This is a genomic window from Actinomycetospora chiangmaiensis DSM 45062 (assembly GCF_000379625.1).
Lineage (GTDB): Bacteria > Actinomycetota > Actinomycetes > Mycobacteriales > Pseudonocardiaceae > Actinomycetospora > Actinomycetospora chiangmaiensis.
This window is the reverse complement of sequence record NZ_KB903229.1, coordinates 140,409-166,523: the sequence shown is the minus strand read 5'-3', so window position 1 is coordinate 166,523 and position 26,115 is coordinate 140,409. Positions and strand designations below refer to the sequence as shown.

The 26,115-nt window shown below is 74.3% G+C and carries 22 protein-coding genes and 1 pseudogene; 8 read left to right on the top strand and 15 right to left on the bottom strand.

Translation table 11 applies throughout. From position 1 onward, the window contains the following. Positions 1 to 5: 5 nt before the first annotated feature. From A3CO_RS0114175 to A3CO_RS32190, 4 genes are all read right to left on the bottom strand, one after another. Entirely contained in the window at positions 6 to 1,430 is a 1,425-nt protein-coding gene (locus A3CO_RS0114175; protein WP_018332907.1) for a wax ester/triacylglycerol synthase family O-acyltransferase, read from the bottom strand. Next, positions 1,427 to 2,851 (bottom strand): 1-acylglycerol-3-phosphate O-acyltransferase, encoded by a 1,425-nt coding sequence (locus A3CO_RS32195; RefSeq protein ID WP_018332906.1) that lies wholly within the window; start codon positions 2,849 to 2,851, stop codon positions 1,427 to 1,429. Before A3CO_RS32195 ends, A3CO_RS0114175 begins: the two co-directional genes overlap by 4 nt. Beyond that, the gene (locus A3CO_RS0114165; RefSeq protein ID WP_018332905.1) at positions 2,848 to 5,142 is read right to left on the bottom strand and encodes a glycerol-3-phosphate 1-O-acyltransferase; all 2,295 of its coding nucleotides are present in this window, start codon (positions 5,140 to 5,142) and stop codon (positions 2,848 to 2,850) included. Before A3CO_RS0114165 ends, A3CO_RS32195 begins: the two co-directional genes overlap by 4 nt. Positions 5,143 to 5,334: 192 nt before the next feature. Then, positions 5,335 to 6,333, bottom strand: a complete 999-nt coding sequence (locus A3CO_RS32190) for a helix-turn-helix domain-containing protein (protein WP_084681865.1) — start codon at positions 6,331 to 6,333, stop codon at positions 5,335 to 5,337. Positions 6,334 to 6,538: 205 nt separating this feature from the next. Between A3CO_RS32190 and A3CO_RS0114155 the strand changes: the two genes are divergently transcribed. Next, on the top strand, positions 6,539 to 8,674 hold the full coding sequence (locus A3CO_RS0114155; protein WP_018332903.1) for a molybdopterin-containing oxidoreductase family protein: 2,136 nt from the start codon (positions 6,539 to 6,541) through the stop codon (positions 8,672 to 8,674). A gap of 2 nt (positions 8,675 to 8,676) precedes the next feature. Continuing rightward, a complete protein-coding gene (locus A3CO_RS0114150) occupies positions 8,677 to 9,084 on the top strand; it encodes a CBS domain-containing protein (protein WP_018332902.1) in 408 nt (135 codons plus the stop codon). Between the two features lie 75 nt (positions 9,085 to 9,159). On the opposite strand, the gene A3CO_RS32185 is transcribed toward A3CO_RS0114150, so the two are convergent. The 3 genes and pseudogenes from A3CO_RS32185 to A3CO_RS40380 all read right to left on the bottom strand — a co-directional run. Further along, complete coding sequence (locus tag A3CO_RS32185) at positions 9,160 to 9,894, bottom strand: hypothetical protein (RefSeq protein WP_157647558.1); 735 nt, start codon at positions 9,892 to 9,894, stop codon at positions 9,160 to 9,162. 324 nt (positions 9,895 to 10,218) lie between these two features. Continuing rightward, the gene (locus A3CO_RS40025; RefSeq protein WP_281167689.1) at positions 10,219 to 10,422 is read right to left on the bottom strand and encodes a DUF3224 domain-containing protein; all 204 of its coding nucleotides are present in this window, start codon (positions 10,420 to 10,422) and stop codon (positions 10,219 to 10,221) included. A 22-nt stretch (positions 10,423 to 10,444) separates the two neighbouring features. Continuing rightward, a pseudogene (locus A3CO_RS40380) lies at positions 10,445 to 10,651 on the bottom strand (DUF3224 domain-containing protein); the annotation flags it as partial. A 68-nt stretch (positions 10,652 to 10,719) separates the two neighbouring features. On the opposite strand from A3CO_RS40380, the gene A3CO_RS0114135 reads away from it, so the two are divergent. Beyond that, a complete protein-coding gene (locus tag A3CO_RS0114135; protein ID WP_018332900.1) occupies positions 10,720 to 11,472 on the top strand; it encodes an SDR family oxidoreductase in 753 nt (250 codons plus the stop codon). A 46-nt stretch (positions 11,473 to 11,518) separates the two neighbouring features. Further along, on the top strand, positions 11,519 to 13,096 hold the full coding sequence (locus A3CO_RS0114130) for an FMN-binding glutamate synthase family protein (RefSeq protein ID WP_018332899.1): 1,578 nt from the start codon (positions 11,519 to 11,521) through the stop codon (positions 13,094 to 13,096). On the opposite strand, the gene A3CO_RS0114125 is transcribed toward A3CO_RS0114130, so the two are convergent. Continuing rightward, positions 13,093 to 14,064 carry an ERCC4 domain-containing protein gene (locus tag A3CO_RS0114125; protein WP_018332898.1) on the bottom strand — a complete coding sequence of 324 codons (972 nt, stop codon included), beginning with the start codon at positions 14,062 to 14,064 and terminating at the stop codon, positions 13,093 to 13,095. The two genes, A3CO_RS0114130 and A3CO_RS0114125, sit on opposite strands and share 4 nt — an antisense overlap. 17 nt (positions 14,065 to 14,081) lie before the next feature. After that, the gene (locus A3CO_RS32180) at positions 14,082 to 14,534 is read right to left on the bottom strand and encodes a BLUF domain-containing protein (RefSeq protein ID WP_018332897.1); all 453 of its coding nucleotides are present in this window, start codon (positions 14,532 to 14,534) and stop codon (positions 14,082 to 14,084) included. Between the two features lie 313 nt (positions 14,535 to 14,847). Between A3CO_RS32180 and A3CO_RS0114115 the strand changes: the two genes are divergently transcribed. Further along, a complete protein-coding gene (locus A3CO_RS0114115) occupies positions 14,848 to 15,438 on the top strand; it encodes a TMEM165/GDT1 family protein (protein WP_018332896.1) in 591 nt (196 codons plus the stop codon). Positions 15,439 to 15,451: 13 nt separating this feature from the next. On the opposite strand, the gene A3CO_RS0114110 is transcribed toward A3CO_RS0114115, so the two are convergent. Beyond that, positions 15,452 to 16,795, bottom strand: a complete 1,344-nt coding sequence (locus A3CO_RS0114110; RefSeq protein WP_211214484.1) for a serine hydrolase domain-containing protein — start codon at positions 16,793 to 16,795, stop codon at positions 15,452 to 15,454. A gap of 77 nt (positions 16,796 to 16,872) precedes the next feature. On the opposite strand from A3CO_RS0114110, the gene A3CO_RS0114105 reads away from it, so the two are divergent. Next, the gene (locus A3CO_RS0114105; RefSeq protein ID WP_018332894.1) at positions 16,873 to 17,826 is read left to right on the top strand and encodes a TIGR03557 family F420-dependent LLM class oxidoreductase; all 954 of its coding nucleotides are present in this window, start codon (positions 16,873 to 16,875) and stop codon (positions 17,824 to 17,826) included. On the opposite strand, the gene A3CO_RS40020 is transcribed toward A3CO_RS0114105, so the two are convergent. The 5 genes from A3CO_RS40020 to A3CO_RS32170 form a co-directional block, all read right to left on the bottom strand. Then, positions 17,815 to 17,949 (bottom strand): hypothetical protein, encoded by a 135-nt coding sequence (locus tag A3CO_RS40020; protein ID WP_018332893.1) that lies wholly within the window; start codon positions 17,947 to 17,949, stop codon positions 17,815 to 17,817. The two genes, A3CO_RS0114105 and A3CO_RS40020, sit on opposite strands and share 12 nt — an antisense overlap. Continuing rightward, complete coding sequence (locus tag A3CO_RS0114095) at positions 17,946 to 19,442, bottom strand: FtsW/RodA/SpoVE family cell cycle protein (protein ID WP_018332892.1); 1,497 nt, start codon at positions 19,440 to 19,442, stop codon at positions 17,946 to 17,948. The genes A3CO_RS40020 and A3CO_RS0114095 overlap by 4 nt, the downstream gene beginning before the upstream one ends. After that, on the bottom strand, positions 19,439 to 19,657 hold the full coding sequence (locus tag A3CO_RS35860; protein ID WP_018332891.1) for a hypothetical protein: 219 nt from the start codon (positions 19,655 to 19,657) through the stop codon (positions 19,439 to 19,441). The genes A3CO_RS0114095 and A3CO_RS35860 overlap by 4 nt, the downstream gene beginning before the upstream one ends. Continuing rightward, the gene (locus A3CO_RS32175) at positions 19,645 to 21,006 is read right to left on the bottom strand and encodes an LCP family protein (protein ID WP_157647556.1); all 1,362 of its coding nucleotides are present in this window, start codon (positions 21,004 to 21,006) and stop codon (positions 19,645 to 19,647) included. The genes A3CO_RS35860 and A3CO_RS32175 overlap by 13 nt, the downstream gene beginning before the upstream one ends. Before the next feature lie 145 nt (positions 21,007 to 21,151). Next, complete coding sequence (locus A3CO_RS32170) at positions 21,152 to 21,502, bottom strand: ArsR/SmtB family transcription factor (RefSeq protein ID WP_018332889.1); 351 nt, start codon at positions 21,500 to 21,502, stop codon at positions 21,152 to 21,154. A gap of 285 nt (positions 21,503 to 21,787) precedes the next feature. Here A3CO_RS32170 and mgtA point away from each other — a divergent pair, with 285 nt between their 5' ends. Then, a complete protein-coding gene (gene mgtA, locus A3CO_RS0114075) occupies positions 21,788 to 24,376 on the top strand; it encodes a magnesium-translocating P-type ATPase (protein WP_018332888.1) in 2,589 nt (862 codons plus the stop codon). Between the two features lie 72 nt (positions 24,377 to 24,448). After that, positions 24,449 to 26,092: an Nramp family divalent metal transporter gene (locus A3CO_RS0114070; RefSeq protein WP_018332887.1), complete on the top strand. Its 1,644-nt coding sequence runs from the start codon at positions 24,449 to 24,451 to the stop codon at positions 26,090 to 26,092. The last annotated feature ends 23 nt before the right edge of the window (positions 26,093 to 26,115 follow it).

Sequence of the window (26,115 nt, the reverse complement as noted above, 5' to 3'; positions counted from 1 at the left end):
GCGGCTCAGCTGCGGAGCACCGGCTCCGGGGGACCGTCCGGTCCCAGGGCGAGCACCTCGACGAAGCCCTCCACCAGGCACCGGCCGAACAGCTCGCGGTCGGTGATCGCGGCCGGGTCGACGTTGGCGCCGAGGCAGCAGGTGTCGCCGTGCGTCAGCATCGTGATCATCGCGGCGCAGCCCGGACGGGGCGCGTAGGGGAACATCCGGTCCACCTTCGCCCCGGCGAGGAACACGTCCTCGCGGATGCCGGGCACGTTGGAGGCCTGCAGGTCGTTGCCCTTGGTCACGCCGCCCGCGACCGCCGCCATGACGCTGCCGGGCAGACGGGCGAGCAGCGGTGACACCAGCCCGATGTCGTCGGCCGCGGGCTCGGCCCGGCCCCGGGCCACGTCGGCGGCGATCGTCGCCATGCGCACGGCGGGGTCCTTCTCGGCGATGGCCCCGGCCAGCCGCAGCGAGGCGATCCGGTTGCCGCCGGCCGCGTCGGCGTCCGCGCGCAGCGAGACGGGGATGGACATCCGGATCGTGTCGGTCGGGCTGCCCAGCGCCTCGTGGTAGAGCCGGAACGCGCCGAGCAGGGCGGCGAGGTAGGCGTCGTTCACGCTGCCGCCGCAGGCCTTCGCCGCCGCCCGGAAGGGCGCGAACGGCAGTTCCATCGCGATGAAGCGCCAGTCGGGCCCCCGGGTCGCGAGCAGCGGGGACGGCGTGGCCCCCGGGTCGCCGACGACCCGGATCGCCGACAGCCCGAACGCGACCGCCTCCCGGGCCTTCGCGATCGGGTCCCGCAATGCCGCCCCTGCGGCCCGCACCATGTGGACCGGCACGGATGCGAGCGCCTCCGCGTCGTGGCGCACCTGGCGGCCGAGCGCGGTCCAGGGACCGGGGCCGTCCTCGGTCGGCGGCTCGGGCTGGGGCTTGCCGGGGTCGGTCTCCCGCGACCGGTTGAGCAGGCCGTTGAACAGCTGCACGCCGCCGAGTCCGTCGGTGGTCGCGTGGTGCAGCTTGAGCAGGTAGGCGGCCCGCCCGTCGGGCAGGCCCTCGACGAGCACCCCCTCCCACGGGGGCCGTTCCCGGTCGAACGGGGTGAGCGCGAGGTGCTCGGCGATCGCGAGGACGTCCGACCAGCCACCGCCCGACGGCACCGACACCCGACGCACGTGGCGGTCCAGGTCGAAGTTCGGGTCCGGGGCCCACACCGGCGTCCCCAGCCCGAGCGGCGGCTCGACGACGCGCTTGCGGAACCGGGGCACCATGCGGGTCGCCCAGTCGTGCGCGGCGACCAGGCGCGGCCAGTCCGGAGTCGCGTCGAGTTCGGCGACGGCCACCATGGTGGACCGCAGCGCCGGGTCGGCCTCCGCGCGCCACATCATCGTCTCGAACGCCGACATCTCGTCGGCGTCCGCCCAGGCCAACCCCGTGTCGGTCACTGCTTCTCCCCCAGCCCGAGCGTCGCCAGGAACAGGCCGCGGACGTGCGCGACGTGCTCGTCGAGAGTCTCGACGCTCCACGCGCCGGTGTCGATCGGGGGCAGGACGGTGGCGCGCACCGTGCCGGGCCGGACGGTCACGTCGTGCCGCCACATCAGCTCGCCCGCGTTCTCCAGCACGATCGGCACCATCGGCACGCCCGCCTGCATCGCGATGTGGAAGGCGCCCTTCTTGAACCGGCCCGGCCGGGGCGTCGGCGAGCGCGTCCCCTCGGGTGCCATCAGCAGCGACATCCCCCGCCGGACCTTCTCGACGGCGGGTTCGAGGGCCTCGCGGGCCTGCGTCGTGTTGCCGCGTTCGACGAAGGCGACGTCGGCCAACATGAACAGCTGCCCGAACAGGGGCATCGACCGCGCCTCGGCCTTCGCGACGCCGGTGAAGTCGTGCCGCAGCATCGTCATGGCGACGATGGGGTCCAGGGCGCTCTGGTGGTTGAACACGAACACGGCGGGCCGGTCCGACCACAGGTGTTCGGCGCCGTCGACCTCGACGTCGACCCCGGCGATGCCGAGGGCCAGCTCCGAGCCGAGCGAGCCCGCGAGGTTGATCGCGTGGTGGCGCGAGAGCCGCAGGAGCCCGGAGCCCAGGGCGGCCGCGGTCGCCGTCAGGAACCCGCCGTAGAAGCCGACGGTGCCGCCGATGGCCTCGACCGGGGGCACGGCCCCGCGGGGGGCGACCGGGAGCGCCGGGTGGACCCCGTCGGGCTCCCCGACCACGGTGGGGTGCGCCGCCAGGTCCAGCACCGGGCGGTCCGCGGCCGGGGCGTAGACGAACGCCTGCCCGAGGTCGACCTCGTGGTCGTCGGCCCACCCCACCACCGCGGCGGCGGCGTCGGGGCCGGCGCACACCGGGGAGCCCAGCCCGGCGACGACCGCGTCCTCCCCCGTGCCCGCCACCGACAGCCGCGTCGCCACCACGTCGTCGGCGCCGAGCGCCTCGGCGAGCGGGGCCACGTCGAGCGGGGTCGCTGCGGACACGAGCACCACGCGGTGACCGCGCCCGAGGTGCCGGACGGCCAGCCGCCACACCTCGGGGTGCAGCCACGCGGCGGTGGTGTCCCGGAAGGTCGCGGCGCACTCGTCGGCCACCTCCGCGACCGGGCGGCCGCGGCGGGCGCGCACCACGTGCGTGACGTCCGCGGGAGTCACGACGGCGGGTCCGGCCAGCCCCGAGCGGACGTCCGCCACGAGGCGGCCCCACAGCGAGTCCGGCGCCGCGAACGGGGCCAGCGGGTTGCCCGCGAGCAGGCCGCCGTCCACCACGACGAACGCGGTGACCACCTCGCCGGCGGGGGCGGCGTCGATCCGGGCGGCCAGGGCGCCCTCGGGTCCGGCCTCGGGTCCGACCACGGCGACGGTCATGCCAGCAGCTCCTCGGTCCGTCGTTCCTCGAGCCGGGCCAGCTCCACGAGCCGGTCCCGCACGTCGTCGATCTCGGCGAGGAAGGCCGCCCGCCCCTCGCGGGTCGCTCCCTCGCCGACCACGCCGCGGTTGCGCGCGAGGTCGAGCGCGGACGCGTAGAGCTCCGTCGACACCGAGTCCGGCCGCGCGACCCGGCCCTGCCGCAGCATCTGGCGGCCCAGCCCCAGGCACTCCGTCGGGAACGCCTTCGGGTCGACCTCGGCCGTCGGATCCGCGCCGGCGAGCTTGGTGGCCACGACCCACTGCGCGTCGACGAACGAGCGGAGGGTCCGGGGCGCGACGAGGAACCGGGCGCGGTCGAGCAGGGCCGTCGCACCGCCGTCCGCCACCAGCTCGCGCCACCGGGCGTCGATCAGGTCGGTCTCCGCGGTGATCGCCTCGGAGAACCGTCGTCTGGAGGGGAAGAAGAACTCGAACTTCAGCAGGTCGCGCAGGGCGAGGGCGTCCGCCCACGCCACCTCGACCGGGTCGGAGCCCGCGGGCGCACGGGACGCCGCGAGCAGGGCCATCTCCACGATCGCGCGGTCGACGAAGTGGTGGATCGCGCCGTTGCGGTAGAACGCGGCGACCCGGTGGCGGCCGTCGCGGATCGACCAGACCGGCTCGTCCCCGCCGTCGTAGCGCTCGACCACCTGCCCGGTGACCAGCCGCTGCAGGGTGCGGGAGAGCCCGTCGTCGTGCAGGCCCTCGCGGGGCCCCGGACGGCCGAGGGCGTCGAGGTGGTCGAGCAGCGGCCCGGTGGACACCCGGATCTGGTCGTGGGTCAGCGCCCGGCCACCCGTCCCGAGCAGCGCGAACGTGACCAGGGCGGTCGGGGTGGCCGGCGTCGCGCGGTTGATGCCGTCGCAGATCGTGAAGGCGAGCTTGTCCAGCCGGTTCGGTCCGTCGCCGGCCTCGGCGAGGGCGTCCGCGAGGGAGAACGGTGCGCCGAAGCGCACCCGGGCGTTGCCGTGGTTGTGCCGCTGGCCGCGTACGTAGCGCGCGAGCCACCCGAGGCCCTCGGCGGACTTGCCCTGCCCGCCCTGCTCGGCGGCCATCGCGTCGAGCTCGTAGAGCCGGTCGTAGACCATCGACGTCGGGACGAGCTGCACGTCCGGGACGCGGCCGTCGTCGAGCGCCCCGACGAGGTAGGAGAGCAGCCCCAGGCTGGGCCGGCGCAGCTTCCCGGTCCGCGACCGGCCGCCCTCGATGTACCACTCGAGGTTGAAGCGCTTCGCCACGAGGTGCGCGATGTACTCGCGCAGTGCGAGCCGGTAGACCATGTCGTCGCCGCTCGAGCGCCGGATGAACACCACGCCCGCGCGCTTGCCGAGCGGCCCGATCGGCCAGAACGACATGTTGTTGCCGCCGAGCACCGTGTTGCGGGGCAGCCCCTCCTCGCGCAGCACCTCGCCGAGGACGAGCGGGTCGGCGTAGGAGCGGTGGGTCGGGAGGAAGACCAGCGGCGCGGTGCGGCTGAGCTCCCGCAAGGGCTCGACGGTCTCGGCGTCGACGTCGACCTCCCACGCCGAGGCGTGCATCGGGGCCAGGAGGGTGCGGAAGGCGTCGATCGACAGCGGGTTCTGCACGGCCGCGAGGTCGGCGAGGCGGGCGCGCATCTCGTCGAGCACCTCGTCGAAGGGGCGTCCCTCCTTCTCGGCGAGCCCGCGCACCTTCTCCCGCACCGCGGTCGACGCGACGATCTGCTCCACCACCAGCCGCGGCACCGTGTAGTGGTCACCGATCACGGCCCGCTCGGCCCGCTCGCAGGACAGGACGCCCGCCCGGTGCACGTAGGCGGCCAGCGGTTCCTCGCGGGCCTGGGCGTCGTGGCGGCGGACGAGGTCGGCGAGGGTCGCGGGCTCGCCCTCCACCACGCGGACCCGCTCCGGGACGGCACGGGCGAGCCGGCGCTGCCAGAAGGCGGGCGGCCGACGGTGACCGACGAGGGCGAGCAGGTCGGCCGGCTTCGGCCGCTGCGGCGGCGCCCCGGTGCCGTCCGCCCACTGGGCGGCGCGGGTCGGCGGCAGCCACGTGACGCGGACGGGCACCACCGTCGTCGTCGGCGTCGCGGCCGCCAAGGCGCGGTCGAGGTCGTCCTGGGTGAGGCAGACCGGGGCGCCGGGGTGGTGCTCCGCCGCCCACTCACCGACGAGATCCCGCTCGGGCGCGGTGCGGGCCGCACCGAGCACGATCACCTCACCGGCCCCGTCGGCCCTCGTGACCGCCTCGGACCCGACATCCACCGCCATCGCCCACACCCCCGCCGCGTCCAGGTCCGTTCCGGAGCTCGCCGTCGGGGCCGGTGGTCGCGAGCGTCCGGGAAACCCGGTGGGCGCTCCGCGGGGTCGGCCGTCGATGGTCGCGGTGGATGGTTACCCACGCCACACTCGATCACATCAGTCCACGGGTGGGAAGTTCCTGCGCCCCCGGTCGGGACGGGTTCAGCCCCGCATCGTGAAGCCGCCGCGGCGACGATAGGCGGCCGGCGCCTCGTGGAACTCCTGCTTGAAGCGGCGGCTGAACGACGCCAGGTCGGCGAAGCCGCAGGCGTGGGCGATCTCGGTGAGGCTCAGGGCGGCGTCGCGCGGGTCGAGCAGGCGGCGCCGGGCGTGCTGGAGGCGCCGCAGCCGGATGAGCGCCCCCACCGAGAGGTCGCTGTCCGCGAACACCCGGTGCAGGGCCCGGACCGAGATGAAGTGGGCGCGGGCGACGTCCTCGGGCCCGAGCTCGGGATCGTCGAGGTGCTCGGAGACGTAGTCGTCGACGCGCGCCCGCAGGTCCTCCGCACTCCCCGGGGAGAGCACCTCGTCGCGGCGCAGCGACTCCCCCACCGCGGTCCCGAGCAGGGCCGCGAGCTGGCCCGCAAGCCGACCGCCCGCGGGATCACCCAGGTCGGGCGGGGACGTGGCGGTCTCCGCGAGGGCGTGCCCGACGATCGCGCCGAGCCGGTCCTCGCCGAGGGTGCGGGCGGTGGCCGCCCGCGTGACGTCGACGCCGAGGGGGACGAGTTCCCGGGGCCAGGTCAGCACGTTCAGCGTCCAGGGACCGTCGAAGTGCCATGCGAAGGGCCGGTCGGTCTCGTAGACGGCGTAGCGACCCGGCGTCAGGACCGCCTCTCGACCGTCCTGCTCGAGCACGGCCCGACCGCGCGTCACCATCCCGACCTGCAGGTAGGTCCGCGGATCGGCCCGCACGAGGCGCTCGGTGCGCCGGGCGCTCTGGCGCATCGAGCTGACCACCGCCGCGGAGAGGTGCCCGACGAGCGTGCTCCGCACCGTCGAGACGAAGCCCCGGTCCGCGTCCACGGTGTCGTCCACGTGGAGGGACACGAAGTGCTCGCGCAGCAGGTCGTTCCACCGTCCGAGGCCCTCCGCCCGGTCGGCGGCGCACGCGGTCCCGGGCTCGACGAAGGGCCCGACGGGGTGCATGGCTCGTGTCATCGGCAGGGTGGCTTCCGGTGGTGGTCGTCCGACGCTAGGGCGGCCGTCACCTGGCCGCAAGGCTGCTCGTGTTTCCGTCAGGTAGCGACTCCGGCGCCCGCCGTGGTCTGGCACGGAACGACAAGCCCGCTCCCCTCGCCCGGGGCGAGCATCCGCTCCGACGTCGATGACGACTCCGCCACCACCACGCACCAGGAGGAGCTTCGTGACCGCTCTGGACGACCTGACCCTGACGCCGACCACCACCACGGTCCGCGCCGCCTGCCCGCACGACTGCCCGGACACCTGCGCGATGCTGGTGACCGTCGAGGAGGGGCGCGCGACCAACGTCGCGGGCGACCCCGACCACCCGATCACCCGGGGCGGACTCTGCGTCAAGGTCAACAACTACCCGGACAAGACCTACAGCCCGGACCGCCTGCTGTACCCGATGAAGCGGGTCGGGCCGAAGGGGCTCGGCCGCTTCGAGCGGATCTCCTGGGACGAGGCGCTGGAGACCATCGCCTCCACGTTCAGGGCGAAGATCGCCGAGCACGGCGCCGAGACGGTCATGCCGGTCAGCTACCTCGGCACGCAGGGCATCCTCAACGGCCTGTCCGCCGGCGACGCGTTCTTCCACCGCCTCGGCGCCACGGTCACCGAGCGCACCTACTGCGACTCCGGCGCCTGCACCGCCTACGCCTCCACCGTCGGCGCGACGGCGGGCGTGGACCCCGAGAGCATCGTCCACTCGAAGTACATCATCATCTGGGCGTCGAACACGATCTCGACCAACCTGCACCTGTGGCCGGTGATCGCCGAGGCGCAGAAGCGCGGCGCGAAGGTCGTCTGCATCGACCCGATGCGTCACCGCACCGCGCAGCGCGCCGACTGGCACATCCCGATCCGGCCCGGCACCGACGGCGCCCTCGCGCTGGCGATGATGCACGTGATCATCACCGAGGGACTGCACGACGAGGAGTACGTCCGCGAGCACACGGTGGGCTTCGAGGAGCTCGCCGAGCGCGTGCAGCAGTACACCCCGGAGTGGGCGTCGGAGGAGACCGGCATCCCGGTCGAGGACATCCGCACCCTCGCCCGCGAGTACGCGACCACCGACCCGTCGATGATCCGCATCGGTGTCGCCATCGAGCGGCACGCCGGCGGCGGGCAGACCGTGCGCTCGATCGCCTGCCTCCCGGCCCTCGTCGGGGCCTGGCGCCACGTCGGCGGCGGCCTGCTGCAGCTGCCGCTGTGGGCGCACCCGGTCAACTGGCCCGCGTTCATCCACCCCGAGTACCGCACGCCGGGCACCCGGGTCATCAACCAGTTCCTGCTCGGGCGGGCCCTCACGGGCGAGCTGGATCTCGACACCCCGGTGACAGCGGTGATGGTCTACAACTCCAACCCGATGGTCGTCTCCCCCGAGCAGGAGAAGATCGCCCGGGGTCTGGAGCGCGAGGACCTCTTCACGGTGGTCAGCGACCACTTCATGACCGACACCGCGCGCTACGCCGACATCGTGCTGCCCGCGACCACCCAGCTCGAGCAGCACGACATCATGTTCAGCTGGGGCCACTTCTACGTCACGCTGAACACCCCGGCCGTCGAGCCGGAGGGCGAGTCGGTGCCCAACACCGAGCTGTTCCGGCGCCTCGCCGCGGCCATGGGCTTCGATGACGACTTCTTCCAGCTCTCCGACGAGGAGCTCCTCGCGCAGGCCTACGACTGGTCGGCCCCGGCGATGGAGGGGATCACCCTCGAGTCGCTGCGCGAGACCGGCTGGGCGCGGCTCAACCTGCCGGGCCCGGACGAGTACCGCCCGCACGCGGACGGCAACTTCCCCACGCCGTCGGGGAAGACGGAGTTCCGGAGCTCGGCGCTCGAGGCGATGGGCAACTTCGTCGTGAACCTGTTCCGGCAGCTCTCCGACGACCACCAGCCCGGCAACCCGATCGACCCGCTGCCGCACTACGTCGCCCCGCGCGAGCGCAGTGAGGTCTACCCGCTCAACCTGCTCTCGCCGAAGTCGCACGCGTACATCAACTCGAGCGCGGGCGACCAGGCGATGCAGAAGCGGGTCCAGGGCGAGCAGACCGTGACGATCCACCCGGCCGACGCCGAGGCGCGCGGCATCGACGAGGGCAACTACGTGGCGGTCTCGAACGACCGGGGGCGGTTCGTGGCGCTGGCGCGGATTTCCGAGGAGATCGCACCCGGCGTCGTCGTCTGTCCCATGGGATCGTGGGGGAAGAACGCGAAGGAGGGCACCACGGTGAACGCCGTCAACCCGTTCGTCTTCGCGGACCTGGGGAACGCACCGACGTTCTCCGACACCCGCGTCGAGGTCACCCCGGTCTGATCATGAGCACCGTCAGCGACGCCCACCTGCGGACACCGAAGGTCCACGGACCCGACGTGTCCGTCGGTGCGGCGCGCGTGTTCTTCCTCGACGGGCACGTCCACGCCCTCCTGCTCGTCGAGGACGGCGTCCTCGTCGCGGTCGTCGAGCGGGGCGATCTCGAGGGCGTTCCCGACGGGGCCCGGGCCCGGGCGGTGGGCTCGCTCGCCGGTCGGGTCGCGTCCCCGCAGGACGACCTGGAGGAGACCCGCCTCGCCATGGCCGGGCGGGGGCAGCGGCGGCTCGCCGTCGTCGACGCCGCCGGGGTCCTGCTCGGGCTGCTCTGCCTGAAGCGGCACGGGCGCGGGTTCTGCTCCGCGGCCGACGTCGCCGCCCGCGACGCCGACCGGGCGGGCCACCAGGTGGGCTGAGCCACCGCTCCCTGCGACGACGAAGGCCGGTCCTCCCCGCGCGGGAGGGCCGGCCTTCGTCGTCGTGGCGGTCGGTCAGAGGTTGAGGTGCATCCCGCTGAGGGCGGCCTTCGACGTCTTCGCGTCCGGCTTGGCGTGCTTGCCCTGGGCGGCGTCGCCCGCCTTCTTCGGCGCGGCCGCGGCGTCCGCGGCGTGGTGCTTGCCGGTCTGCGCGGCCTTCGTGGCCTGCTTGGCCTGCGGCGCGGCCGCGGGCTTGGCGGCCGCCGGCTGGGCGGCGGCGGGCTGCGCGGCGGCGGGCTGGGCCGCGGCGGGCTGCGCGGCCGGCGCCGGCGTGGCGGCGGGACCGGGGACACCGGTGACGGCGCTGAAGACGCTCATGACCGGCGACTGCGGGGCGGCGGGCTGAGCAGCAGCGGGCTGGGCAGCGGCCGGCTGCGCGGCGGCCGGCTGGGCAGCGGCCGGCTGCGCGGCGGCCGGCTGGGCAGCGGCCGGCTGGGCAGCCGCCGGCTGGGCCGCGGCAGGCTGGGCCGCGGCAGGCTGAGCAGCCGCCGGCTGAGCGGCGGCGGGCTGCGCGGCCGCCGGCTGGGCAGCAGCGGGCTGGGCCGCGGCAGGCTGGGCGGCCGCCGGCTGCGCGGCAGCAGGCTGCGCGGCGGCAGGCTGAGCAGCAGCAGGCTGGGCGGCGGCAGGCTGCGCGGCCGCAGGGGCCGGGGCGGCCGCGGGCGCGGGCGCGGCGTTCGCGACGGCCGGCGAGGCGGCGGCCACGGCGAGCACGCCGATGGTCAGGGCGCGGGAGCGCGCGGACAGGGGCACGGTCGACCTCCACTGCGGGGCGGGGAGCGGCACGGGCGGACGGCACCCGTGGGGGATGTTGTCCGGCGTAACGAGCCCCGCGGCGCAGCGATGCGATCCCTTCCCGCGAGTTCTGCCGATCGTGGGGGTCGAGTTCCCCCGTCGGGAGTACGGAGCTACGTCCTTCGCACGCCGAACGGGTCCGGCCCGGTCATGATCGCGGCCGGCCCGAGGCATCCGTGGTCACCGGCGCGGAGCGTCGTCACCGAGCGGTCATCGCGGGACGGTGGTGCCGGTCGGGCCACCGGAGTGGGCGAGCTTCGCGAGGCAGTCGTCGGCGACCCGTCAGCCGCTGCCACTCGAACGGGCGACGGGCCCGTCGAGCTCGTCGTCGAAGACCACGCGGTGCGTGCCGTCCTCGTCGATCGTGAGGCTCCCGCCCCCGCGGATGGCGGTGAGCTCGCCGGTCCCGCTGCCCGCGACGAGGCGGAAGAACGCGTCGCCGCGGTCGGTGCCGCCGGTCGAGGCGGAGTGCACGTAGGCGAACAGTCCCGGCGCGGCCGTCGAGCGTCCCCTCGAACGCCTCGAGCGCGACGTAGGTCCCGACCTCGCCGCCGTACGCCGAGGTGAAGACCGTCGCCGAGTGTCCGGTCACGCCTCCGCCGTAGGTCTTGGTCATCCGGGCGACCCCGATCGGGAGGGCGGTCCCGACCGGTGGGGTGAGGGTGACGTCGACGGCCTCGACGAGGGTCACCTCGACGGTGCCGCTGGTCTGCATGGCGCGGACGCTAGGGCGCGACCCGTCGTCGGGATTGAATATTCGCGACCCCGTGCCAGGGTGACGCCATGGTCAGCCACACCGAGCCCGGGATCGCCGTCGTCACCGGAGCGGGCTCCGGGCTCGGGCGGGTGATCACGCGGGCCCTGCTCGACGACGGGTGGCGGGTGGCGCTCGCGGGCCGGCGCACCGAGGCGCTCGAGGAGACGGTCGAGGGCCGGGAGCACGCCCTGGTCGTCCCCACCGACGTCGCCGACGCCGACGCCGTGGTGGCGCTCTTCCGGGCCGTGCTCGACCGCTGGGGGCGGCTCGACCTGCTCGTGAACAACGCCGGGATGACGGGCCCGGTCGGCACGCCCGACGAGGTGGACGTCGACGGCTGGCACGCCACGGTGGGCGTCAACCTCACCGGCTCGTTCCTCTGCGCGCGGGAGGCGTTCGCGATCATGCGGGCGCAGGACCCGCAGGGCGGGCGGATCGTCAACAACGGCTCGATCGCGGCGCACGTGGGTCGGCCCGGCGGGATCGCCTACACCGCGACGAAGCACGCGATCACCGGGATCACCCGGTCGATCGCGCTCGACGGGCGGCCCTTCGGGATCGCCTGCGGCCAGTTCGACGTCGGCAACGCCGCCACCGACATGACCGCGCGCATGCGCGAGGGGATCGTGCAGCCGCACGGCGAGCGGATGGTCGAGCCGACGTTTGACGCCGAGCACGTCGCCGAGGCGGTCCGCTTCATGGTCGGGCTGCCGCTCGACGCGAACGTCCCGTTCCTCACGATCATGGCGACGACGATGCCGTACCTCGGGCGGGGATGACCCCGTTCGGCGCGCTCACCAGCGCCGACGGTCCTAACGTGATCTCGTGCTGGCCTTCTTCATCCTCGGGTTCCTCGTGGTGCTCGGGGCGCTCACGGTCCTCGCGGCGGCCGTCGGCTCGGCGGCGTGGTGGGTGCTGCTCGGACTGATCGGGGTGCTGCTGGTCGTCGGGATCGTCGACGTGTTCCAGACCCGGCACTCGATCCTGCGGAACTACCCGGTGATCGGGCACCTGCGGTTCCTGCTCGAGAAGATCCGCCCCGAGCTGCAGCAGTACTTCATCGAGCGCAACGTCGACGGTCGTCCCTTCGACCGCGACACCCGCACGATCGTCTACGAGCGCGCCAAGGGCATCGCCGGCGAGAAGGCCTTCGGCACCGAGCTCGACGTCAACGCCGTCGGCTACGAGTACCTCGTGCACTCCGCGGCGCCCGCCGACGAGCCGGCCCAGCCGCACTACGTCCGCGTCGGCGGGCCGGACTGCACGAAGCCCTACGACATGGCCATGCTCAACGTCTCCGCCATGAGCTTCGGATCGCTGTCGGCCAACGCGATCCGGGCGCTCAACGCCGGCGCGGCGCTCGGCGGCTTCGCCCACGACACCGGCGAGGGCGGCCTCTCCAAGTACCACCTCGAGCGCGGCGGGGACCTGATCTGGGAGCTCGGCAGCGGTTACTTCGGCGCACGCCTCCCCGACGGCGGGTTCGACGCCGCCCAGTTCGCCGACAAGGCCTCCCACCACGCCGTGAAGTGCGTGTCGCTCAAGCTGAGCCAGGGCGCGAAGCCCGGCATCGGCGGGGTGCTCCCGGGCCCGAAGGTGACCCCGGAGATCGCCGAGGCGCGCGCCGTCCCGGTCGGGGAGACCGTCACCAGCCCGTCGCGCCACACCGCGTTCTCCACCCCGCGCGAGCTGGTGCGCTTCATCGCGCGGATGCGGGAGCTGGCGGGCGGCAAGCCCACGGGGTTCAAGCTGTGCGTCGGCACCCGGGTCGACGTGCTCGCCGTCGTGAAGGCCATGGTCGACGAGGGCACGACGCCCGACTTCATCGTCGTCGACGGCTCCGAGGGCGGGACCGGCGCAGCACCGCTGGAGTACGAGGACCACATGGGCACCCCGCTCACCGAGGGTCTGATCCTGGTGCACAACGCCCTGGTCGGCGCGGGCCTGCGGGACCGGGTGCGGATCGGCGCGTCGGGCAAGGTCGCGACCGGGACCGACATCGTCAAGCGGCTCATTCAGGGTGCCGACTACACCAACTCGGCGCGGGCGATGATGATGGCGACCGGCTGCATCCAGAGCCAGCGCTGCCACACCAACCAGTGCCCCGTCGGCGTCGCGACCCAGGACCCGAAGCGGGCGCGGGCCCTCGTCGTCGAGGACAAGCTCCACCGGGTGCACCGCTACCAGCGCGCCACGGTCATGGAGGCCACCCGGATGACGGCGTCGCTGGGCGCCTCGTGCCCGGGCGAGCTGCACCCGCGGATGCTGCGACGCCGGATCACCCCGACCGACACCCGCTCCTACGCCGAGCTCTACGAGTGGCTGCGCCCCGGGCAGCTGCTCGCCGAGCCGCCGATGGGGTGGGTCGACGACTGGGAGCGGGCGGACCCGGACCGCTTCTAGTGCGCGGTCCGGTAGGCCGCCCACACCTCCGGGCGCAACCGGCCGCGGTCAGGGACGTCGATCCCGGCCGAGCGGGCCCACGACCGGACCTGGGCGGTCGTGGGCTCGGGCGCCGTCCCGGCGTCCCCGAGTTCCGACTCCGCGCCTGGGATGCGGGCACCGATGACCGCCTCGTCCTGGGCCCAGGCCCACGCAGCGGCGAGGAAACGGTAGATCCACTCCTCGGCGAGGCCGCGGGTCTCGGTGAAGACGACCGGCACACCCGGATAGCGCACGGCGAGTTCGGCGAGGCCGTCCGCGACGACCGCGGGCCGCACGTACTCCAGGGCGAAGACCCGGGAGTACCGCTCCTCCACGACGACGGCGGCCCGCGGCAGGGTGGCGAGCTCCGCCACCGCGTGGCGCAGCGTCGAGTTCGTCAGACTCGAGACGAGATCGGACAACGACTTGCGCTCGACGGCGGCGACGAGCCTCCCCTCCACCTCGACGCCGTAGTCCCCGCAGCTCAGCGTCCGTCTCGTCGTCCGCACCTGCTGCCCGGAGAAGCGGTAGGCGTAGCGCTCGTGGGAGTCGACGAGGATGTCCAGCTCCGCCTCGGTCCCGGCCGCTCGCGCGGTCGGCGTGCGGACCTGCGGGCGCGCCTGTTTGCGGGTGTTGGGCGACTGCCAGAACACCATCTCGCGGCCGCGAGCCCGCGTGTGCACGATCTGCGACCGCCGTTCGGTGCGGCGATCGGCGATGACGTCGATGGCCGCTCCGGTCCGGGAACACGACACCAGCGACACACGCTCGACGATCTCGGGCTCGTCCGGCCACTCGTCGAGCCCGACCGGGTGGCAGTAGAGCGCCTTCGTCCGCGGCCACGTACCCGACGTCCGGAAGACGAGCCCGCCCGCCGTGGGGACCCGGAGCAGGAACGGGAGCTTCGAGTCCGGGTCGGGGTTCCGGGCGATCAGGAGTTCCGCCACCCGGCCGACGGTAGTGGTCAGCCGCGGATCTGCTCGCGCATGGCGTCGAGCGCCGCGTCCTGCTCGAGCGTCGTGGCCCGGGGCGCCGCCGGGCTGATGCCGCCCTTGTCCCGGTTCATCAGCAGGGGGATGTCGGGCTCGTCGTCCTCGGTCACCCGGGCCATGGACCACCGGCCGAAGACCCGGGCCGCCGTCTCGGTGCCGAGCATCTCGACGCGGTCGTGCCGGGGGTCCCGCTCGATCACGTCGTACAGCGCGCGGACCGCCTCCTCGTCGCCCTCGAGCGACTGGACGATGTGGTCCTCCCACACGAGCAGGGCGCCGGTGATGCCCGCACGGGAGTTCTTCGAGCGGGCGGTGCTGAAGATCGCGCCGAGCTCGGCCTTGCGGTCCGGCTGCGGCACCCGCAGCCGGCTCCGGTAGGTGAGGCGGAAGACCTGGTCGCCGTCGGAGTCCGTGGTGTCGGCCATGGGTGGGCTCTCCGTCCTGCCCGCCCGGTGGTGGGCGGGATGGCGGCGACGGTAATCGGCTATGTCCCGGGTCACATCATTCTCCTCCGAGGTGCAGATGTTGACGCCCGTGATCGCGGACGCGGGCACGCCGGGGTAGGGTGGACGTCAAGCGAAGGGGAGTAGCCCCCCGCACCGGCGTCGACATGCTGGCGGTTCTCCGCCCGGCCCGGTGGCCCCGATCCCGGGGTGGGCGAGACCTTCGGTGCCCCAGCCGCTCCACGCGGCCGCACCGAGGTCGGTCCGGTCGCGTGACGTCCCGAGAGGTCCAGCAGTGAGCCTCGCCGTCACCGGCATCGTGTTCGCGATCATCTTCCCGGCCGAGCTGCCGGACAAGACCGCCCTCGCGAGCCTGATGCTCGGCAGCCGGTACGACCCGCGCCAGGTGTTCGCCGGGGTCGCCGGCGCCTTCCTGGTGCACGTCTGTCTCGCGATCGCGGCCGGCAGCCTCATCGCGCTGCTGCCCCAGCGGATCGTCGAGGGCGTCGTCGCGGCGATGTTCGTCGTCGGGGCGCTGCTCCTGCTGCGCGGTGCGCGCGGCGGGGAGTCCGGCGAGGAGGAGGAGCTGCCCGTCTCCTCGACGCTCCCGGGGTGGCGAGTCGCCGCCACGAGCTTCGGCGTCATCCTCGTGGCCGAGTTCGGCGACCTCACCCAGATCGTCACCGCCAACCTGGCCGCGCACTACCAGGACCCGATCGCGGTCGGGGTCGGCGCGACCCTCGCGCTGTGGGCCGTCGGCGGCCTCGCGATCCTGGGCGGGCGGAAGGTCCAGAAGATCTTGTCGCTGACGTGGCTCACCCGGATCGCCGCGCTCGTGATGATCGTGCTCGCGGGGTTCAGCCTGGCGTCCGCCGTGACCGGCTAGGTCGGGCCGGGACTCACCGCCACCCGTCGTCGGGAACGCCGCCGGGGATCACCTCGCCGGGGGCGTAGGGCTCGCGGGTGAGGACGAAGCTCCCGAGGTCGAGGTGGCTGACGGTGCCGTCGGCGCGGCGGACCGCGCGCAGCGTCTCCCCCGCGTAGTAGCCGTCGAGGCCGACCCACGTCCCGTCCGGCCCGGGCGAGAACCGGGAGGTCCGTGCCCCGCCGCCGAGGCCGCCGACGGTGAGCTCGTCGGTCCCGCGCAGCCGCAGCGCGATCGGCGCGGCGCCCCAGTACCAGGGCCCGAGCAGCGCCAGGACCTCCTCATTCACGACGGCGGGTCGCCACGGCGTCGGCAGGCGGGGCTCGCGCTCGGCCACGGTGCCGATCAGCTCGGCGACGAGGGCGCCGATCGCCGGGCCCGACGTGGCGTTGGCGAACGCGACCGCCGCGAGGTCCTCCGCGGGGTCGACCCACAGCGTCGCGACGAAGCCGGGCATCGACCCCGTGTGCCCCGCGAGGGCGTGGCCGGCGTGGCGCAGCAGCTGCAGGCCGAGGCCCTGCGACCGGTCGGCGTCCCCCGCCTCGGACGGCGCCGACGGCCGGCGCATCTCCTCGACGACGCGCGCCGGCAGGATCCGGTCGTCGCCGTGCAGGAGGAAGGCGCCGTAGCGGGCGAGGTCCGTCGTCGTCGACCACATCTGACCGGCGGGCGCCATCAGCCCGGCGTCGTGGGCGGGCTCGGGGTGCAGGAGGTCCGCCCACGGGTGCACGGCCCAGCCGGACGCGTGCGGCGCGGTCGGGCGGTAGGTCGTCCGCCCCATCCCGAGCGGCTCGAGGATCTCGCGGGTGACCGCGGTGAACCAGTCATGGCCCCGCAGGTGTCCCACGAGCGCCCCGAGCAGGCCGAACCCGACGTTCGAGTAATGGTGGCGACGCCCGGGGGCGCGCAGCGGGGGCTCGGCGACGAGGCTCGCGAGGTCGGGCCGCACGCCGCCGTCGGATCGCTCCCACCAGGGCGCGCCGGTCTCGGCCGGCAGCCCGGAGGAGTGGGCGAGCAGCTGGGCGATCGTCGCGTCGGCGACGGGCGTGTCGGACAGGTGGTCGCCGAGCCGGTCGTCGAGCCCGAGCCGGCCCTCCTCCCGCAGCCGCAGGACGACCACGGCGACGAAGGTCTTGGTGATCGACCCGATGCGGTACTGCGTGTCGTCGGTCGGCGCGCTGCCGTCGACCTCACCGCGGGCCCCGCGCCACACGATCTCGTCGCCCCGCAGCACCGCGCCCGCCATCGACGGGGCCCGGCCGCGGGACTGCTCGACGGCGAGGCGGTGGGTGAGGGCCTGGGCGGTGGCGTCGAGCAGCACGCGCCCAGTGTGGATCAGCTCGCGGCCGGGCCGGGAACACACGTCGTTCCGGGCCCGCCCGGGTAGCCGGGGCGATGACCTCCTACGGCTACTTCCTGTCCAGCGAGCAGTACTCACCGCGCGAACTCCTCGACCAGGCCCGCCGGGCCGAGGACGCCGGGTTCGAGCGGCTGTGGATCTCCGACCACTTCCATCCGTGGAACGACGCCCAGGGCCAGAGCGCCTTCGTGTGGGGTGTTCTGGGGGCGCTGTCCCAGGTGACGTCCCTGCCGGTGTCGACGGCGGTGACCAGCCCGATCATCCGCATCCACCCCGCGATCCTGGCGCAGGCCACCGCCACCGCGTCCGTGCTGCTCGGGGGCCGGTTCGTCTTCGGCGTCGGCACCGGGGAGGCGTTGAACGACCACGTCCTCGGCGACCCGTGGCCGCCGATCGGCGAGCGCTTCGAGATGCTCGAGGAGGCGATCGGGATCATCCGCCGCATGCACGAGGGCGGCGTGGTCAACCACCGCGGCAAGCACTACCGCGTCACCGACGCCCGGATCTACACGCTGCCCGAGCACCCCGTGCCGATCTACGTCTCCGGCTTCGGGGAGCAGGCCACCGAGCTCGCCGCACGCGTCGGGGACGGGTACTGCGGGGTCGCACCCGACGCGTCGCTGCTGGAGACCTACCGTTCCGCCGGCGGCCAGGGCCCGACGCAGGGCGGCACGAAGGTCTGCTGGGGCGACGACCGCGAGGCGATGATCGACCACGCGTACCGGATGTGGCCCAACGACGGCTTCCCCGGCCAGCTCGCGCAGACCCTGCCGCGGCCGACCGACTTCGAGGACGCCGCGCAGCTCCTGCAGCGCGACGCCGTCCCGGGGCTGTTCTCCTGCGGACCGGACGTCGACGAGCACGTCTCCCAGCTGCGCTCCTACGCCGACGCCGGCTACGACGAGGTCTACGTCCAGCAGATCGGGCCCGACGTCGAGGGCTTCTTCTCGGCCTACGCGAAGGAGGTCCTGCCCGCGCTACGGGGTTGAGTCGTCGCCCTTGCGCCCGCGCCACCGCGCGAGCCACACCGGCCCGAAGATCGGGAGGGCGATGAGGAACAGCACGAGCAGGGGGATGCCGGCGAACACGCCGGCCCCTTCCCAGTAGGTCATCTCGACTCCGTCCGGTGGGACTCGGGTAGGTCGGGGCGCGGGCTCATGACGGTGGCCGCGTGCGCCAGCGGGACCGAGGGCGCGGCCGGCCGCTCGAGGGGCTTGCGCGCCTGGTGGGAGATGCGGAGCAGCACCGCGACCGCGATGTACTCCGCGAGCAGCGAGGACCCGCCGTAGGACAGGAACGGGGCGGTCAGGCCGGTCTCGGGGATGAGATCGGTGACTCCGCCGACCACGATGAACACCTGCAGCGCCAGGGAGAACGAGAGCCCGGCGGCGACGAGCGTGGAGAAGGGGTCGCGCGCGGCGGTCGCGGTGCGCAGGCCCCGTCCGATGAGGACGAGGAACACGCAGAGCAGGGCGGACAGGCCCGCGAGACCGAGCTCCTCCCCGAGGGCGGCGACGATGAAGTCGGTGTTCGCCAGCGGGACCAACGTCGGGTGTCCCGCTCCGAGTCCGGTGCCCAGCATGCCGCCGTAGGCCAGCCCGAAGAGGCCCTCGGAGAGCTGGTAGCCGGTGTTCGCGAAGTCGGCGGTGGGGTCGGCCCACACCGCCACGCGCACGCCCACGTGGGCGAAGAGGTGGTCGGCCAGCACGCTCGAGCCGACGAAGAACCCCAGCCCGATGAGCACCCACGAGATCCGCTCCGTCGCGATGTAGATCATCGCGAGCACGATCCCGAAGAACAGCAGCGACGCCCCGAGCTCCTTCTCCAGCGCGAGGACCCCGACGGCGGCGAGCCAGGCGATCAGCAGCGGCGCGAGGTCGCGCGGGCGGGGCAGCTCCATCCGCCCGACGCGGCGGCCCGCCGTCGCGAACAGTGCCCGCTTCTCGACCAGGAACGCGGCGGCGAACACGATGATCGCGATCCGCGCGAACTCGCCGGGCTGCAGCGAGAACGGCCCGACCCGGATCCACAGCTTCGCCCCGTTGACCTCCGAGATGCTCGCGGGCAGCAGCCCGGGCAGCACGAGCAGGACGAGCCCGACCAGGCCGAACAGGTAGCCGTAGCGGGCGAGCACCCGGTGGTCGGGGACCCGCCACAGCACGACGACGAGAAGGATCACCGCGCCCGCCGCCCAGGCGAGCTGGCGGGGCGCGTCGGCCGACGGGGCCGGGTCGCCCGCGACGAACGCGTCGGCCACCGCCCCGAGGTCGAGGCGGTGGATCATGACGAGGCCGATCCCCGTCAGCAGCGCGACGCAGGGCAGGATCAGCGGGTCGGCGTACGCCGCCCACCGCCGCACCGCGAGGTGCGCGCCCGCGAACAGCGCCAGGTACGCGAGCCCGAGGTAGCCCAGCGCCGGGCTGAGCTCGTGCTGCTGGTCGAGCTCCACCGACACCAGCGACGCGGTGGTGATCGCGGCCGCGAGCACGAGCAGCGCGAGCTCGGTGCTCCGGCCGGTCGGCGGCGCGGGGGGTCCCGACGACGGGTCGGGCCGGCTCGGGCCGCGCCGGTCGGTCGCTCCCGGCGGGCGGTCCCGCACGGTCATCGCGGGCCTCCCACGGGGGCGTCGGCGATCTGCCGTGCGAGGCGGCGGGTGAGCGCGAGCCCGTGACCGACCGCGGCGAGCAGCGCGAGGACGGCCGCTGTCGCCACCACGTCGGTCATCGGGGACGAGGGGTGGGCGAGCGCGAGGACGCCACCGATCAGCAGGGCGACGGCGGCGCCGGGCGCCGGACGTGGGGGGACGGTCAGTCGACACACGGGACTCCTCCGGCCTGGACGGGACCGCCGGACGGACCGGCGGCCGAGGGGGGCGCGGGCGGGTGGTAGCCGGTGCCCAGCACGATGCGCAGGTGACCGGCGGGCAGCGCGGGGTCGGTCGCGACCGCGACCCCGCCCCCGAGCAGCGAGGCGGCGAGGGCGGCGGCCGCCTCCGAGCCCGGTGCGGCGGCGACGGTCGATGCGGCGCGGTCGTCGACGGTCGACGTGGCACCGGGGCTGAAGCCGTGTCCCACGAGCATCGTCTCGGCCGCGGCCGCCTCGCCCGCGGTGCCCGACGCGTTCTGGACCTCCACCGTCGTCCCCCTGGCGGTCGCCGGGTCGGTCGGCGGGGCCGGGGCGGGCGGCGGCGCGGCCGCGGCGGCGATCTGCTGGCGGATGAACGCCTGCACGTGGGCCGGGTCGACCTCGTTGTCGTCCTCGTCGTTGGCCTGCACGAAGCCCTCGATGGGCAGCGTGAAGAAGGCGGCGTCGCCGTTGGTGAGGTTCGAGGCGGACGCGGCGAAGGAGAGCACGTCGAAGTCCTGGTCGAGCACGATGTCGCGGTGGGCGACGTCGAGCAGCGCCGCGAGCTTCGTCGGGTCGGTCCACGTGCCCGCCGCGGTGACCTGGTGCATCGCGGAGGACAGGAACGCCTGCTGGCGGTGGGTGCGGTCGAGGTCGCCGTTGGTCAGGCCGTGCCGCTGCCGGACGAAGGCCAGGGCCTGGGACCCGTCGAGCTGCTGGACCCCGGCCGGGAAGTCGGCGCCGGAGTAGGAGTCCTGAACGGCGTGGTTCAGGCAGACGGTGACCCCACCGAGGGCGGTGGCGATGTCGTAGAAGCCCGCGAGCGTCACCTCGGCCACGTGGTCGACGGGGAGCCCGGTCAGGCTCTGCACCACCCCGACGGTCGCCTGCCGACCCGCCGCCCGGCCGGCCTGCTCGAGGGTGGCCGGATCGGTGACACCCTGCGCGGTCATCCGGTCCTCGACGGCGGCCTTGGTGACGCCGTAGGCCTGCTTGATCTTGTCCGGGCGGTAGCCGGGGATCGGGACCAGGTCGTCGCGCGGGACGGAGAACGCGGTGACCCGGCCGCCGCCGTTCGGCACGTGGAGCAGGATCATCGTGTTGGTGTTGTAGCCGCCCTCGTTGCCGTCGCCCGCGTGCAGCGCGTCGAGCACGGCCTTGGGCAGCGGGCCGCCGTTCTGGTCCCGCCGGGTGTCGAGCCCGATGAGCAGGATGTTCGTCGAGCCGTCGGCCGAGCGCGTGGACGAGCTCCCGGACGCGAACGCGGTGCCGGTGAGCGACCGGTCGGCGACGTAGCCGACGCCGGCGGTCACGAGCACGAGCACCGAGCAGAGCGTGGCCACGACGCGGCCGAGGCGGACACGACGCGGGCCGCGCGGCGGGGCCGTCGGGGTGCGGGGAGCGGGGCCGACCGGAGGACGCGGGAGGTGGGGCCGCGACGACCCCTGTCCGGCCGGCCGGCCGGGGGCGTCAAGCACCACGGCGACGCCGGCGGACGGGCGGGGTCCGCCGCAGGTCCTCGTGGTGGGCGACGGCGCCGCGCACCAGCTCGACCACGTGCGGGTCGTCGACCGCGTAGACCTGGTACTTGCCCTCGCGTCGCGCGCTCACGAGGCCCGCGAGGCGCAGCTTGCCGAGGTGGTGGCTGACGGTGGCGACCGACTGTCCGGTGAGCTCCGCCAGCGTGCCCACGTCGCGCTCGCCGTGCGCGAGCAGCCACACGAGCTCCACCCGCACGGTGGCGGCGAGGAGCCCGAAGGTCCCGGCCGCGTCCTGGACGACGGCCGGGTCCGGCCGCTCGCCCGGTCCCGGTGGGGCCATGCGCACCTCCTGGAGACGACGTGAGTCATCATACTTGCACGATCGTTTGACTGTTCGAGGGACGCGGGGGTCTACTGATCGCCGTCGTCGTCCGGCGACGTGTCCGGTCCCGACCCGAGGAGGTGAGCCCGCATGACCGATCTGTCCGACGCCACGGATCCCACCGGAAGTCCGGGCCGCCGCGCGGGCGACCGGACCGCCCGGCCCTGACGGGGCCGCCAGGTGCCCGGTCGTCCCGCGTGGTGGCACGCCCCCGATCCGCTCGACCAGCGACAGGGACCGACCATGCCCACCGGCACGCTGCCCGACACCGCCGCCCTCACCCACGCCGCGACCGCGTCGGCGTTCGAGGTGCTGCGCACCCTCGACACCGGACCGCACGGCCTCACCGAGGCCGAGGCCGCCCGGCGGCAGGACACCCACGGCGAGAACGCCGTCGACCTCGACCCGCGCCCGTCCGCCCTCGGGGCGACGTGGAGCGCGGTCCGCAGCCCGTTCGTGGCCCTGCTCTCCGGGCTCGCCGTCGTGTTCGTCCTCGTCGGGGACGTCCGTGGCGCCGTCACGGTGACCGCGACGGTCCTGGCCTCGGTGGCCCTGCGCCGGTGGCAGCAGGTCCGCTCCGACCGGGCGGTGCGCGCGGTCGGGTCCCGTGTGGTGACCACCGTGACCGTCCGCCGCCGGGCCGACGCCGACGCCGACCCGTTCGCCCGGGAGGTCCCGCTCGCGGACGTCGTGCCCGGCGACGTGGTCCTGCTCGCCCCCGGGGACGTCGTCCCCGCAGACCTGCGGCTCCTCACCAGCGCCGACCTGTTCGTCGACCAGGCCGTGCTCACCGGGGAGAGCCTGCCGGTGGCGAAGGCGGCGACCGGGACGCCCGAGGGCGGGCCCGAGGACTCCGCCGTGCTCTGCCTGGCCGGCTCCGAGGTGGTCGCCGGGACCGCGACGGCCGTCGTCGTCGCCGTGGGCGCGGCCACCTACTCCGGGGCCCTGGCGCGCCGGGCCGCGCGGGAGCGCCCCGAGTCGTCGTTCGACCGCGGGGTCCGCGACGTCAGCCGCACGCTCGTGCGCTTCATGCTCGTGCTGGTCCCGATCGTGCTCGCCGTCAACGGCACGGTGACCGGGGACTGGGAGCAGGCCCTGCTGTTCGCCACGGCGGTGGCGGTGGGCCTGACGCCGGAGATGCTCCCGGTCGTCGTGACGACCACCCTCGCGCGGGGCGCCCGCCGGCTCGCGCGCGCCCACGTGATCGTGACCCGGCTGAACGCGGTGCAGGACCTCGGCGCGGCCGACGTCGTGTGCGTGGACAAGACCGGGACGCTCACCGAGGAGCGGCTCGTCGCGACGCACAGCATCGACCCCCGTGGCCGTCCCGACGACGAGGCGGCGGCGTACGCCGTCCTCGCCGTCCGGTGTCAGATCGCGCCGGCGGGCCGGCTCGACGAGGCCGTGCTCGAGCAGCTGGCCGACCCGACGGACACCCTCGACGAGACGCTCTACAGCCCGGTGGACGAGATCGGGTTCGACCAGGTGCGGCGCCGGTCGTCGGTGGTCGTGCGCCGCCACGACGGCGAGCGCCTGATGATCACCAAGGGCGACCCGGACGAGGTGCTCCCGCGCTGCTCGCACGTCCGCCTCGCGGGTGACGCGCTCGAGCTCGACCGCGGGAGCCGGCTCGCCGCGGACGACCTCGCGCGCGCCCACGCCGACCAGGGGCTGCGCCTGCTCGCGGTGGCCGCGCGGCGGCTCCCCCGGCTGGGCGAGGTCTCCGAGGCCGACGAGCAGGACCTGATCCTCGTCGGCTTCGTCGGGTTCGTCGACCCGGTGCGCGAGAGCGCCCCGGCCACGGTCCGGGGGCTCGCCGCGCACGGGGTCGAGGTCCTCCTGCTCACCGGGGACAACCGCCACGTCGCGGCACGGGTGGCGAACCAGGCGGGCATCCCCGCCACCGACGTCGTCGTCGGCGAGGAGCTCGACGCGCTCGACGACGCCCGGCTCGCACGCGTGCTGGAGCGGGCGCGGGTGTTCGCCCGCGTCACCCCGGCCCACAAGGTCCGGGTCGTCAGCGCGTTGCGGGCCCGCGGCCGGGTCGTCGGCTTCGTCGGCGACGGGGTCAACGACGCCCCCGCCCTGCGGATCGCCGACGTCGGCATCGCACCCGACTCCGCGACCCCGGCGGCCAAGCGGGCCGCCGACCTCGTCCTGACCGACCCGGACCTCGCCGTGCTCGCCGCCGGGGTGGTCGAGGGCCGCCGCACGCTCGGCAACACGCTGAAGTACGTCACGATCACGGCGAGCTCGAACTTCGGCAACGTGCTGACGCTCGTCGCCGCCGCCGTCCTGCTGCCGTTCCTCCCCCTGCTCCCGCTGCAGCTCGTGGTGCAGAACCTGCTCTACGACGCCGCCCAGCTCGCCCTGCCGTGGGACCGGGTCGACCCCGAGTACACCGCGCGACCCCGCCGCTGGGACACCTCCGAGCTGGTCCGCTTCATGCTGGTGTTCGGGCCGCTGAGCTCGCTGTTCGACCTCGCCACCTTCGGCGTGCTCTGGTGGGGCCTCGACGCCGGCGGCACGCCCGAGGTCTTCCGGGCCGGCTGGTTCGTCGAGGGACTGCTCACCCAGCTCGCGATCGTGCTGGTGCTGCGCACCCGCGGGCGACCGTGGCGCCGCCTCCCCCGGCGCCCGGTGGTCCTCGCCGCCGGCGCCGTCGCGGCGGCGGGCCTCGTCCTCACCTTCAGTCCCCTGGCCGGCGCGCTGTCCCTCCAGGGCCCGCCGCCGGTCTACCTGCTCTGGATCGCCGCCGTGGTGCTCGGTTACGCCGTGCTCGCCCAGGCGCTCAAGGCCCTACACCTGCGACGCCGGGGCCGCTGGCTCTAGTCCACCCGCATCCGCGCCCGTCTCCCCGACCTACGTTCAAACGATTGTATGACCATGAGAGCGAGTTGACCCATGGCCACGCCCACCCCGACCGACCGCGGCCGCTCCGAGAGCGCCGTCCTCGACGACGCCCACCTCGGCGACATCCACGGTGCGCTCGGCACCGTCCGCCTCGACGACACCGGCGCGCGGGCCACCCTGCCCGCCCGCCTCAGGACCCTCGTCGCCATCGTCGGCCCCGGCCTCATCGTCATGGTCGGCGACAACGACGCGGGCGCCTTCGGCACCTACACCCAGGCCGGGCAGAACTACGGCACGAGCCTGCTCTGGACGCTGCTCCTGCTCGTCCCCGTGCTCTACCTCAACCAGGAGATGGTGCTGCGCCTCGGCGCCGTCACCGGCGTCGGGCACGCCCGGCTCATCCTGGAGCGCTTCGGCCGGTTCTGGGGCGCGTTCAGCGTCATCGACCTGTTCCTGCTCAACGGCCTGACGATCGTCACCGAGTTCATCGGCATCAGCCTCGGGCTGTCCTACCTCGGGCTCCCGACCGTGCCCGGGGTGCTCGTCGCCGCCGTCGTCGTCGTCGCGGCGGCCTCCACCGGCAGCTTCCGCCGCTTCGAGCGGGTCTGCCTGGTGCTCGTCGTCGGGAACGTGCTGCTGATCCCGATCCTCGTCATGGCGCACCCGCCGATCGGGCAGCTCGCCCGCGACTTCGTGGTGCCCGGCCTGCCCGGTGGCGAGCTGTCGACCGTGATGCTGCTGATCATCGGCATCGTCGGGACCACCGTGGCGCCGTGGCAGCTGTTCTTCCAGCAGTCCTACGTGATCGACAAGCGGATCACGCCCCGTTTCATGGGCTACGAGAAGGCCGACCTGTGGATCGGCATCGTCATCGTGGTGATCGGCGCCGGGGCGATGATGGCCTTCACGACGACGGCCTTCGCCGGACAGCCGGAGTTCGGCGCCTTCACCGACGCGGGCGGGGTGGCCGACGGCCTCGGGCGCTACGTCGGCCCGGCCGCGGGCGTGATGTTCGCGCTCGCCCTCATCGACGCCTCCATCATCGGGGCCGCCGCGGTCTCGCTGGCCACCGCCTACGCGATCGGCGACGTCCTCGGGCTGAAGCACTCGCTGCACCGCGGGGTCCGCGAGGCCAAGGGCTTCTACGCGGTGTTCGCGGGCATCCTCGTGCTCGCCGCCGTCGTCGTGGTGATCCCGGGCAGCCCGCTCGGCCTGCTCACCGAGGGCGTGCAGACCCTCGCCGGCGTCCTGCTGCCCTCCGCGAGCGTCTTCCTGCTCCTGCTCTGCAACGACCGCGAGGTCCTCGGGCCGTGGGTCAACGGCCGGGTGCGGAACCTGTTCACCGTCGTCGTCATCGCGGTGCTGGTGCTGCTCTCGATCGTCCTGACCGCGGCCGTCGTGTTCCCCGACATCACCGCGGGCGCCATCCTGATGATCCTCGGGGCGGGCGGGGGCCTCGCGGTGCTCGTCGGGCTGGTGGCCCTCGTCCTCGCGGTCCGTCGCCGGTCGGGCGCGGCGCGGCCCGAGGTGGTGACGGCCGACCGGACCACCTGGCGCATGCCTCCGCTCGCCCTGCTCACCCGCCCGGAACTCTCCCGCGGGCGCCGGCTCGGGCTGACCGTGCTCCGCGGCTACCTCGTCGTCGCCGTCGGGATGGTCGTCGTCCGCATCGTCCAGCTCGCCCTCGCGTCATGAGCCCCGCACCGACCCCGGAAGGA

Coding starts and splice junctions, on each gene's coding strand:
- A3CO_RS0114070 (WP_018332887.1), top strand. CDS start 24,449: ATGGCCACGCCCACCCCGACCGACCGCGGCCGCTCCGAGAGCGCCGTC.
- A3CO_RS32170 (WP_018332889.1), bottom strand. CDS start 21,502: ATGGCCCCACCGGGACCGGGCGAGCGGCCGGACCCGGCCGTCGTCCAG.
- mgtA (WP_018332888.1), top strand. CDS start 21,788: ATGCCCACCGGCACGCTGCCCGACACCGCCGCCCTCACCCACGCCGCG.
- A3CO_RS0114150 (WP_018332902.1), top strand. CDS start 8,677: ATGAGCACCGTCAGCGACGCCCACCTGCGGACACCGAAGGTCCACGGA.
- A3CO_RS32195 (WP_018332906.1), bottom strand. CDS start 2,851: ATGACCGTCGCCGTGGTCGGACCCGAGGCCGGACCCGAGGGCGCCCTG.
- A3CO_RS0114135 (WP_018332900.1), top strand. CDS start 10,720: ATGGTCAGCCACACCGAGCCCGGGATCGCCGTCGTCACCGGAGCGGGC.
- A3CO_RS32180 (WP_018332897.1), bottom strand. CDS start 14,534: ATGGCCGACACCACGGACTCCGACGGCGACCAGGTCTTCCGCCTCACC.
- A3CO_RS0114105 (WP_018332894.1), top strand. CDS start 16,873: ATGACCTCCTACGGCTACTTCCTGTCCAGCGAGCAGTACTCACCGCGC.
- A3CO_RS40020 (WP_018332893.1), bottom strand. CDS start 17,949: ATGACCTACTGGGAAGGGGCCGGCGTGTTCGCCGGCATCCCCCTGCTC.
- A3CO_RS32190 (WP_084681865.1), bottom strand. CDS start 6,333: ATGACACGAGCCATGCACCCCGTCGGGCCCTTCGTCGAGCCCGGGACC.
- A3CO_RS0114165 (WP_018332905.1), bottom strand. CDS start 5,142: ATGGCGGTGGATGTCGGGTCCGAGGCGGTCACGAGGGCCGACGGGGCC.
- A3CO_RS0114095 (WP_018332892.1), bottom strand. CDS start 19,442: ATGACCGTGCGGGACCGCCCGCCGGGAGCGACCGACCGGCGCGGCCCG.